14 protein-coding genes are annotated in these 9,529 nt (G+C 70.1%); 8 read left to right on the top strand and 6 right to left on the bottom strand.

From position 1 onward, the window contains the following. On the top strand, positions 1–401 hold a 401-nt coding region (locus AC6LJ9_RS24295), incomplete at its 5' end, for a hypothetical protein (RefSeq protein ID WP_498149535.1). Between the two features lie 19 nt (positions 402–420). Here AC6LJ9_RS24295 and AC6LJ9_RS24290 read toward each other — a convergent pair. Together AC6LJ9_RS24290 and AC6LJ9_RS24285 are read right to left on the bottom strand one after the other, a co-directional pair. Beyond that, on the bottom strand, positions 421–960 hold the full coding sequence (locus AC6LJ9_RS24290) for an HD-GYP domain-containing protein (RefSeq protein WP_498149534.1): 540 nt from the start codon (positions 958–960) through the stop codon (positions 421–423). A 255-nt stretch (positions 961–1,215) separates the two neighbouring features. Beyond that, the gene (locus AC6LJ9_RS24285; RefSeq protein WP_498149533.1) at positions 1,216–1,896 is read right to left on the bottom strand and encodes a type 1 glutamine amidotransferase domain-containing protein; all 681 of its coding nucleotides are present in this window, start codon (positions 1,894–1,896) and stop codon (positions 1,216–1,218) included. 355 nt (positions 1,897–2,251) lie between these two features. On the opposite strand from AC6LJ9_RS24285, the gene AC6LJ9_RS24280 reads away from it, so the two are divergent. The 4 genes from AC6LJ9_RS24280 (at position 2,252) to AC6LJ9_RS24265 (ending at position 4,841) form a co-directional block, all read left to right on the top strand. Continuing rightward, positions 2,252–2,968: a response regulator transcription factor gene (locus tag AC6LJ9_RS24280; protein ID WP_212318062.1), complete on the top strand. Its 717-nt coding sequence runs from the start codon at positions 2,252–2,254 to the stop codon at positions 2,966–2,968. Between the two features lie 75 nt (positions 2,969–3,043). Then, positions 3,044–3,526, top strand: a complete 483-nt coding sequence (locus tag AC6LJ9_RS24275) for a YbaK/prolyl-tRNA synthetase associated domain-containing protein (RefSeq protein ID WP_498149532.1) — start codon at positions 3,044–3,046, stop codon at positions 3,524–3,526. Positions 3,527–3,528: 2 nt separating this feature from the next. After that, the gene (locus AC6LJ9_RS24270; RefSeq protein WP_498149531.1) at positions 3,529–4,347 is read left to right on the top strand and encodes an NRDE family protein; all 819 of its coding nucleotides are present in this window, start codon (positions 3,529–3,531) and stop codon (positions 4,345–4,347) included. 59 nt (positions 4,348–4,406) lie between these two features. Continuing rightward, positions 4,407–4,841 (top strand): carboxypeptidase-like regulatory domain-containing protein, encoded by a 435-nt coding sequence (locus AC6LJ9_RS24265; protein ID WP_498149530.1) that lies wholly within the window; start codon positions 4,407–4,409, stop codon positions 4,839–4,841. Positions 4,842–4,889: 48 nt separating this feature from the next. Here AC6LJ9_RS24265 and AC6LJ9_RS24260 read toward each other — a convergent pair whose 3' ends face one another. Next, a complete protein-coding gene (locus AC6LJ9_RS24260; protein ID WP_498149529.1) occupies positions 4,890–5,264 on the bottom strand; it encodes an MAPEG family protein in 375 nt (124 codons plus the stop codon). A gap of 135 nt (positions 5,265–5,399) precedes the next feature. On the opposite strand from AC6LJ9_RS24260, the gene AC6LJ9_RS24255 reads away from it, so the two are divergent. Further along, positions 5,400–6,248, top strand: coding sequence for a CPBP family intramembrane glutamic endopeptidase (locus AC6LJ9_RS24255; RefSeq protein WP_498149528.1), 849 nt, complete (start codon positions 5,400–5,402; stop codon positions 6,246–6,248). A 57-nt stretch (positions 6,249–6,305) separates the two neighbouring features. Here the strand turns inward: AC6LJ9_RS24255 and AC6LJ9_RS24250 are convergent, their stop codons facing one another. The 3 genes from AC6LJ9_RS24250 to arfB all read right to left on the bottom strand — a co-directional run bounded on the left by AC6LJ9_RS24250 (position 6,306) and on the right by arfB (position 8,325). Next, complete coding sequence (locus AC6LJ9_RS24250; protein WP_498149527.1) at positions 6,306–7,358, bottom strand: alkene reductase; 1,053 nt, start codon at positions 7,356–7,358, stop codon at positions 6,306–6,308. Between the two features lie 51 nt (positions 7,359–7,409). Further along, the gene (locus tag AC6LJ9_RS24245) at positions 7,410–7,757 is read right to left on the bottom strand and encodes an ArsR/SmtB family transcription factor (RefSeq protein ID WP_212318075.1); all 348 of its coding nucleotides are present in this window, start codon (positions 7,755–7,757) and stop codon (positions 7,410–7,412) included. Positions 7,758–7,908: 151 nt separating this feature from the next. Then, on the bottom strand, positions 7,909–8,325 hold the full coding sequence (arfB, locus tag AC6LJ9_RS24240; protein WP_498149526.1) for an alternative ribosome rescue aminoacyl-tRNA hydrolase ArfB: 417 nt from the start codon (positions 8,323–8,325) through the stop codon (positions 7,909–7,911). 84 nt (positions 8,326–8,409) lie between these two features. On the opposite strand from arfB, the gene queE reads away from it, so the two are divergent. After that, complete coding sequence (queE, locus tag AC6LJ9_RS24235) at positions 8,410–9,042, top strand: 7-carboxy-7-deazaguanine synthase (protein ID WP_498149525.1); 633 nt, start codon at positions 8,410–8,412, stop codon at positions 9,040–9,042. Positions 9,043–9,070: 28 nt separating this feature from the next. After that, complete coding sequence (queD, locus tag AC6LJ9_RS24230) at positions 9,071–9,514, top strand: 6-carboxytetrahydropterin synthase QueD (protein ID WP_498149524.1); 444 nt, start codon at positions 9,071–9,073, stop codon at positions 9,512–9,514. Positions 9,515–9,529: the final 15 nt, after the last annotated feature.

Raw genomic sequence — 9,529 nt, 5'->3', positions numbered from 1 at the left:
GCCTGGCGCCGGCCACGCCCGCCGCGAGCGGAACGGCGGCCGGCGACGCGCGCGACTGCGCGCCCACCGAGCGCGCCGGCGGCAAGGTCATTGATATCTACTGGACGCGCGGGCCCGACCATGGCCGGATCACCGGCGGCGAGGTCGATCACTACGTCGACCTGAATCTCGTGGTGCGGACCCGTGGCTACCTCGAAGGCGATTGCGTGGAAGCGACCGTGCAGGCGGCCGACGGCGGCGACATCGTCGAGGGCCGCAAGACATTGCTGCTGCACGGACGCGTCGACAAGGCGGGGGGCGCCTACTTCAAGGAACCGCTGCGGCGCTACACGCTGATCCTGTCCGACGGCGACGAGGACGCAGCCGGCCAGGGCGCGCCGGACTCCCGCCCCGCGCCCTGACGCGACGGCCAGACGCCCCTCAGGGCACCCGCAGCGGGCTGTGCCTGATCATGCCCTCGAACACCCGCAGCAGGTCGGGATCGCACTTGGCGCCGGCCTCGCGATGCAGGATCAGCATGATCTGCGCATGCGTGCGGGCCGGGTGATAGGGCCGCGCGTCGCCCAGCGCGTCGTAGGAATCCGCCAGGGAAATGATGCGCGAATGCAGCGGGATGTCGTGGCCCGCCAATCCGTCCGGATACCCCGAGCCGTCGAAATGCTCGTGATGGTGACGCACCGCCAGCGCGATCCGGTCGCGTCCCGGCAGGTCGCTCTGACGGATGATGTCGGCGCCCACGGCGGCGTGCGACTTCATGATTTCCCAGTCTTCGTTTTCCAGCCTGCCGGGCGAGAACAGCACGCGATCGGGCGTGGCGATCTTGCCCAGGTCGTGCAGGCGGGCGGCGACCGCGATGGACTCCAGCTCGTCTTCGGCCAGGCCGCAGGCGCGGGCCAGCGCCACGCTCAGCGCCACCACGCGGTGGCAGTGCCGGCCGGTGGCCGGATCGCGCGCGCGCATCGCGGCGAACAGCGCCGCCTCACAGGAGCCGGGCGGCTCCCCTTCCGTCGAAAAACGCTGCGGGACATCCGTGGCCGGGGATGGGGCAGCCAGGCCGTCTGACGGTGACGGCGGCACTAAGGGTACGTCTGGAGGCATCGAACAAGGCATGCGCGGCACTGCGATGGCGCCGCGTCGGAATCATAAAGTAGCGATTCTGACACATTGCTGCAGGGTCCGCGCGCGCTGGGCGGCGCATCTCCGACGCCTGTCGCTTCACTGGCGCAGGCGCTCCAGCAAGGCCTCGGCCACCCCGACCGACGATGCCGGATTCTGCCCGGTGATCAGCAGCCCGTCGGCGATCACGTGCGGCTGCCAGTCCTCGGCGCGGCTGTACTGCGCGCCCAGGCGCACCAGTTCGTCCTCGACCAGGAACGGCACGATCTGGCTCAGCCCCACGGCGGCCTCCTCGGCGTTGGAAAAGCCCGTGACCTGCCTGCCCTGCACCATCGGCTTGCCGTCGGCGGTCTTGGCGTGGCGCAGCACGCCCGGCGCATGGCACACCGCCGCGACGGGCTTGCCGGCGGCCAGCATGTTCTGGATCAGCTTCACCGAGCGCGGATCCTCCGCCAGATCCCACAGCGGCCCGTGGCCGCCCGGGTAGAACACGGCATCATGATCGGCCGCCTGCGCCTCGGCCAACGGCAGCGTGGCCGCGAGCCGGCGCTGGGCCTCGGCATCGCCACGGAAACGATGGGTGGCCTCGGTCTGGGCCTCGGGGTCGTCGCTCTTGGGATCCAGCGGCGGCTGGCCGCCCTTGGGCGAGGCCAGCGTCAGCTCGGCGCCTGCATCCAGGAAGGCGTAGTACGGCGCGGCGAACTCCTCCAGCCAGAAGCCGGTCTTGCGCCCGGTGGCGCCCAGCGTGTCGTGGGAAGTCAGGACGATCAGGATCTTCATTGCGTGCTCCTGTAGCGCGGCCTCGCCGCCGCGCGCGCGGCGGACGGAAGACCGTTGAGGAATGCGCCGGATCGCGGCCCGTGGGGCCCGCGCCGGCGGAAACGGCGGAGGCCGGGAAGGATCGCCTCCGGCTGGCCTGACCCATTACACCATCGATGCGCGAATGCCGCCGGCCTGTCCGCCGGGCGGCCGGTTCATCCGCCGGCATCATGCACCAACATCGCGCACGCCACAGGATGCGGCGGGCCATGTCCGAGAATTCGGGTCAGAAAGGGGCGTTGTGCGAGGTTTGGGAATCACTGGTAACCGATGCATCATTCATGCGCTCGAGCTGCAATGACCCCCACAACGATTCATGAATGACCTACTAGACCTGATCGTCTTTTCTCCAGACGCCGATCAGCGCGCGCGCCGCAGCGGCGCGCTGGCCGAAATGGGCTTCTCGCCCCGCCGCTGCGAAGATTCCAACGGCCTGTTCCGCCTGTTCCAGACCCGCCGCACGCCGCTGCTCGTCATGGAAGCAGAGCTGACCGATCTGTGCATGGCGGTCGCCGGCCTGCGCGCCATGGATACCACGGCGGGCATCGTCGCCATCTCCACCTTCGATTCACCGGAAAACCGCATCCTCGGCCTGCACTGCGGCGCCGACGTCTGCTTCCAGCCCGACGTCGCGACGGCCGAGATCGCCGCCGCGCTGCAGGCGCTGGTGCGCCGCACGCCGCCTTCGGGACGTCGCCATGCCGAGGCAGAGACACGGGCGCAGCCCACGGCCGCCGGCGCCGCCGGACGCTGGCAGTTCCAGGACGCGGCCTGGACCTTGGTCAGCCCGCGCGGCGAGCGCCTGCCGCTGACCCAGGCCGAGCGCGAATTCCTGCTCAAGCTGACCTCGGCCATGGACAAGCGCCTGCCGCGCAGCGACGCCTTCGCGCCCGATCCCCAGGCCGGCCGCGACTCGGTGCGCCGCACCGACGTGGTGGTGAGCCGATTGCGGCGCAAGGCGCAGGACATGCACCTGGACCTGCCGATCCGGACGGTCTGGGGCTGGGGCTATGCCTTCACCGGCGAGATCTAGCGCGGGCGTATCATGCTCGCTGCGGTTGCGGCCTCCCGCCCGCCCGTTCCGCACACCCGCGATCCCGGATCCACCATGGACGTATTCAGTCAACTGCAAGCCCTGCTGGCCCGCCATCAGGCGCGCTACCGCCTGATCGAGCACGCCGCAGCCGGCAAATCGGTCGAAGTCGCCGCCATCCGCGGCACCGCCGTGAGCCAGGGCGCCAAGGCGCTGGTCTGCCGCGTGAAGATTTCCTCGAACCAGCGCCGCAATGTGCTGGCCGTGTTCCCCGCCGACCGCCAGGCCGACCTGGACGCCATCGCCCGCGCCGCCGGCGGCAAGAAGGCCTCGCTGGCCTCGCAGGACCTGGCGCGCGAGCTGACAGGTTGCGAGATCGGCGCCATCCCGCCCTTCTCCTTCAATCCCGAGCTGCACCTGCTGGTCGACCCCACGCTGCGCAATCGGCACGATGAAATCGTGTTCAACGCCGGCCGTCTGGACGCCTCCATCCTGCTCGACACGGAAGACTACTTCCGGCTGGCCGCGCCCGAGGTGGCGCCGCTCATCAAGGACTGACCATGTGCCTGGCCGTGCTCGCCCTGAACGCCCTGCCCGGCATCCCGGTCCTGATCGCCGCCAACCGCGACGAGTTCCATGCCCGGCCGACGCTGGCCGCCGCGCAATGGCCCGACGCGGCCGGCATCTACGCCGGGCGCGACGGCCTGGCCGGCGGCACCTGGATGGGCGCGTCGGCGCGGGGCCGCTACGCGCTGGTCACCAATTTCCGCGAACCCGGCCTGAACCGCGCCGACGCGCCCTCGCGCGGCGCGCTGGTCGAACGCTACCTGCGCGGCGCCGAGCCGCCGGCCGAATACATGGGGCGCGTCCACGCCGAGGGGCAGGCCTACAACGGCTTCAACCTGATCGTGGGCGATATGGAACACGCCTGGTACCTCAGCAATCGCAACGGCCCGCCCCGCCGGCTCATGGCGGGCGTGTACGCGCTGTCCAACCACCTGCTGGACACGCCCTGGCCTAAGCTCGCGCGCACCAAGCGCGCCTTCGCCGAGGTGCTGCGCCAAGGCCCCCAGCCCGACCTGCCCGCGCTGTATGCGGCCCTGGCCGACCGTGAACCGGCCGCCGACGACGAACTGCCCGCCACCGGCCTGCCGCCGGACCGCGAGAAGCTGCTGAGCAGCCCCTTCATCGTCAGCCCTACCTATGGCACCCGCAGCTCGGCCGTGCTGGCCTTGCGTGAGAATGGCGCCGGACTGCTGCACGAGCGGCGCTACGCGCCTGACGGCACGCTGAACGGCGAAAGCGAACTCCTCTTCACGCTGGCCCGCGCACACGCCGGCGCGCGAACTCCGGACGCCATCACGGGTCGAAACGCATGACGCGCGCCGGCCAGCGCCCTGCGCGGCGCGCCGCCGTCCGTCGGATCAAGGAGAACAGCATGAACAAGCGCATCGAACGTTGCACCATGGCCGCGGCCATGGCCTTGGGCAGCATGGCCATCGCCGGCCTGCTGAACACCGCGCAGGCGGGACTGCCGCCGGTCCAGCATCAGGGATCGGTGCAGTACGTCAGCGGCGGCATCGGGCTCGACGAATCCGAAGCCCTGAAGGCCGCCGCCAAGGACTATCCCCTGGCGCTGACCTTCGCCGCACAGGTCGGTGGCAAGGCCGACTATGTCGCGGACGTGGCCGTGGTCATACACGACGGCCAGGGCAAGCCGGTGCTGCGCGCGACTTCGGAAGGCCCGTACATGCTGGTCAGGCTGCCGGCCGGCGACTACAAGGTGTCGGCCACCTACAAGGGCCAGGCGCAGGAGCGCCAGGTCGCGGTCAAGGGCGCCGGCGCCGCACGCGCCGTCTTCGAGTGGAAATGACGCCGCGCCGACGGGCCGGCCGAGGCCCCGGGCGGCGCGGCGGCCGGCTCAGACGCCGGTGAACAGGATGGCGATGATGAAGCCGATGCTGCTCGCCCAGACCAGCGAACGCAGCGCGCCCCAACCCGCCACGTACATGGCCAGATAGCCCAGTCGCAGCCCCAGCCAGCACGCCATCAGCGTGGCCACGCGCGTCGCGTCGGCCTGGTTGTGCAGCGCGAACAAGACCGCCGCGTAGAAGAAGGGCAGCGCCTCGAAGGCATTGCTCTGCGCCGCGTTGGCGCGTGCGCGCCAGCCCTCCTGCCGCGCCAGCCAGGGACGCGGGTCGTTGTTGTCGAACTTCTTGCCGCCCGCCTTGGCCAGGATGGCGGACAGGAACGGCAGGACCGCCGCCGCCAGCATCAACCACGCGATCATTTTCATGGGCAAACCTCTGCTTCGATGTGGGAAAACACGGCGGCGCGCGCCGCCGCGCTGGCCGCATGGTCGCCCGAAAGCCGGAAAATGAAAAGCCCGTCACCGTTTACACTCGCCACTTTTCCCGATTGCGAGTTTCCGGTGTCCCTGCTGTCCCCCTGGTCCGTCCTGTTCCTGTCCGCCGCCTTGCTGTGGCCCCCCGCCACGCGCCGCTGGGCGCCCCTGGCGCTGGTGGCGGCCTATGCCTGGGCCGGCACGCAGGGCGCGCTGGACCCCGCCGCCCTGACCGCGCCGGCGCTGCTGGCGCTGGCCGCCCTGCTGGTGCAGCCTCCGGCCCCGGCCGCCTTGCGGCTGGCCGGCCACGCGCTGTTCATCGCCGTGGCGGCAGCGCTGTTCCTGCACCTGATGCCGGGATTCCACAATCCGCTGGTGATCCCGCGCGCGCCGCTCAGTCCGGACGCCGTGCCGTTCAGCATGTACCTGAACCTGGACAAACCGCTGGTGGCGTTCTGGATCATCCTGGCCCTGCCGCCAGTCATGATGGGCCTGGACGCGGGCCGCACGCTGCGCGCCACGCTGGCCTGCGGCGCGGCGGCGGTGTTCGTGTGCCTGACGCTGGCGCTGGCGCTGGGCATGGTCGGCTGGGCCCCCAAATGGCCGGACAAGGGCTGGCTGTGGCTGGTCAACAATGCCTTGCTGGTGACGCTGGCGGAGGAAGCGCTGTTCCGTGGCTACATCCAGGAACGGCTGGGCCGGCTGTGGCGCGCGCGCCGCTGGGGCGCCAATGCCGCGCTGCTTTGCGCGGCCGTGCTGTTCGGCCTGGCGCACTATGCCGGCGGCTGGCAATGGATGCTGCTGGCGGGCCTGGCGGGCGCGGCCTACGGCCTGGCCTACCGCCATGGCGGCCTGGCGGCGGCGGTGCTGGCGCACCTGGCGCTGAACGTCGCGCATTTCAGCCTGTTCACCTACCCCGCGCGCGCGGCGCTCTGACGCGCGACGTCCCCCGGGCGCGGACGCGCCGATGCGCGCCTCGCCCAGCGTCCGACCTCAGGCCAGCGCCGGATAGTCCGTATAGCCCCCGGGTCCCGGCGCATAGAACGTGGCGGGGTTGGGCCGGTTCAGCGGCGCCTTCAGCGCGAAACGCTGCGCCAGGTCCGGATTGGCGATGTACTGCACGCCGAATGCCACCGCGTCGGCGCGGCCTGCGGCGATCGCGGCCTCGGCGGACTCGCGCGTGAAGCCTTCGTTGGCGATATAGGCGCCGCCGAAGGCCGCCTTGAGCGCGGGGCCGATGCTGTCGGGCGCCTCATGCTCGCGCACGCACAGGAACGCGATGCGGCGCCGGCCGAGTTCGGACGCCACGTAGCCAAAGGTGCCGGCGCGGTCCGAATCGCCCATGGTATGGATCTCGCCGCGCGGCGACAGGTGCACGCCCACGCGGCCCGCGCCCCAGACGCCGACGCAGGCGTCGGTCGCCTCCAGCAGCAGGCGCGCGCGGTTCTCCACCGGGCCGCCATAATCGTCCTCGCGCAGATTGGTGCTGTCCTGCAGGAACTGATCCAGCAGGTAGCCATTGGCCGCATGCACTTCCACGCCGTCGAAACCCGCTTCCTGCGCCATCTGCGCGCCCAGCCGGTAGGCCTGGATCACGCCGGGCAGTTCCGCCGTTTCCAGCGCGCGCGGCGTCACGTAGGCGCGCTGCGGGCGCACGTGGCTGACGTGGCCGCGCGCTGCCAGGGCGCTGGGCGCCACCGGCAACTGGCCGTCCAGGAACATGGGGTCCGAGATGCGGCCCACGTGCCAGAGCTGCGCAAAGATGCGGCCGCCGGCCGCATGCACGGCGGCGGTGACCTGGCGCCAGCCCTGCACCTGCTCGGGCGTCCACAGTCCCGGCGTGTCGGCATAGCCCACGCCCTGCGGCGTCACGGCGGTGGCTTCCGACAGGATCAGGCCCGCGCCGGCGCGCTGCGTGTAGTACTCGGCCATCAGCGCGTTGGGCACGCGGCCGGGGCTGGCGTGCATGCGCGTCAGCGGCGCCATGATGACGCGGTTGGGCAGGGTCAGGTCTCCCAGGACCAGGGGTTCGAACAATAGGCTCATGCGACTTCCTCTTGCCCCGGCGCCTGCCAGGGCGTTGCTGAACGGACGGCGCTACATGTCCTGGTTCAGTTGCCGCAGGAATGCGGCGATCAGGGCTTCATTGCGACGAAAGAACACCCATTGCCCGACCTTGGTGGCCGTGATCAGGCCGGCGCGCTGCAGCACGGCCAGATGCGTGGACACCGTCGACTGGGACAGTCCGCAGCGGCCGTCGATGTGGCCGGCGCAGACGCCATGCTCGAAGGTATGGCCCGGGCGTTCCTCGAAATACGCCTTGGGATCCTTCAGCCACGCCAGGATCTCGCGGCGCACCGGGTTGGCGAGCGCCTTGAGGATGGCGTCGGCGTTGACGGGTGGGTCGTCGCCGGCGGCAGCGGAATTCGAAGGATCCGGGTTCATATTCAAATATCGCAATTTATCGAATCATATATCGTTAAAGCTCGATATATGCTCATGCCCCCTCCGCGAATGGGGGTACTCGCGGCAGCCGCGCGCCGGGTCCGCCGCACGCGCAAGCACGGCCCGGCGCAAAACGCGGGCGCTGGCGCCCTCATTCATGTCCGACCCTGCCGCGCAGCCGCTTGACCTCGCCATGCAGCACCTTGCGCTGCACGCGCCGGCGCTGCGAGGCGCGGGTGGGCCGCGTCGGCCGGCGCGGTTTTTCGGTGCGCGCCGCCGCGCGCACCATCGCGATCAGGCGCTCGATCGCCTCGGCGCGGTTCTTTTCCTGGCTGCGGAAGGACTGCGACTTGATGACGATGACGCCGTCCTTGGAGACGCGGTGGTCGTTGAGCGCGCACAGCGCGTCCTGAACCTCGGCCGGCAGGCTGGAAGCGCGCACGTCGAAGCGCAGATGCACGGCGCTGGACACCTTGTTGACGTTCTGCCCGCCCGCGCCCTGGGCGCGGATCATGGTGAACACAAGCTCGCGCTCGTCCAGGTACAGGGAATCTTGGATATGAAACATGGGCGCCAAGTCTACGCCAACGCCCGGCACGGCTTTGCCGGGAGCGCTAAAATAGTCCGCTTTTGCCCGAATTCCGGCATCCCCATGACTTATTCCGCCAAAGAGATCTTCAAGACGCTGCAGGGCGAAGGCGCCCACGCCGGCCGCGCGGCGGTGTTCTGCCGGTTCGCGGGCTGCAACCTCTGGACCGGCCGCGAGAGCGACCGCGCCAGCGCCGCCTGCACCTTCTGCGATACCGACTTCATCGGCACCGATGGCGAAGGCGGCGGCAAATTCAGCACGGCGCAGGCGCTGGCCGACGCCATCGCCACGGCCTGGGGCCCCGGCGCGGAACGGCGCTACGTGGTCTTCACCGGCGGCGAGCCGCTGCTGCAGCTGGACGAAGCCCTGCTGGCCGAGGTGCACGCGCGCGGTTTCACGGTCGCCATCGAGACCAACGGCACGGTGCCCGCGCCGGCCGGCATCGACTGGATCTGCGTCAGCCCGAAGGGCACGGCGCCGGTGGTGCTGGAACGCGGCAACGAGCTCAAGCTGGTCTATCCCCAGGCCAACGCGCTGCCCGAACGCTTCGCGCACCTGGATTTCGAGCATTTCTTCCTGCAACCCATGGACGGCCCCGCCCGCGTGGCGAATACCGAACAGGCCGTCCAGTACTGTACGCAGCATCCGCAATGGCGGCTCAGCCTGCAAACGCATAAATACATAGGCATTCCATGATTCACCCCTACGCTTCGCGGAGCGCGCAATGATCTCCGTGACCCGCAGGCTGGAATTCGACGCCGGCCACCGCATTCCCGACCACCGCAGCCAATGCCGCAACCTGCACGGCCACCGCTATGTGCTGGAAATCACCCTGACCGGCGACGTGGTGCAGGCGCCCGGCGAGTCCGACAACGGCATGCTGATGGATTTCTCCGAAATCAAGCAGATCGCCAAGCAGCACATCGTCGACGTCTGGGACCACGCCTTCCTGGTCTATGAGGGCGACGCCGCCGTGCGCGGCTTCCTGGACACCCTGCCCGACCACAAGACCGTGGTGCTGGACCGCATCCCCACGGCCGAGAACCTGGCCGCCATCGTCTTCGAGACACTGGCGCCGCACTATCACGGCCACTATGGCGCCGAGCTGCGCCTGACCCGCGTGCGCCTGTACGAAACGCCCAACTGCTGGGCCGACTGCAACGGCTGACGGCCGCGCGCCGGC

It is taken from the genome of Achromobacter sp. 1011811831, from assembly GCF_059760905.1.
Note: the sequence above shows the minus strand (reverse complement) of the source record. Positions and strands in the feature narration are given on the sequence as shown.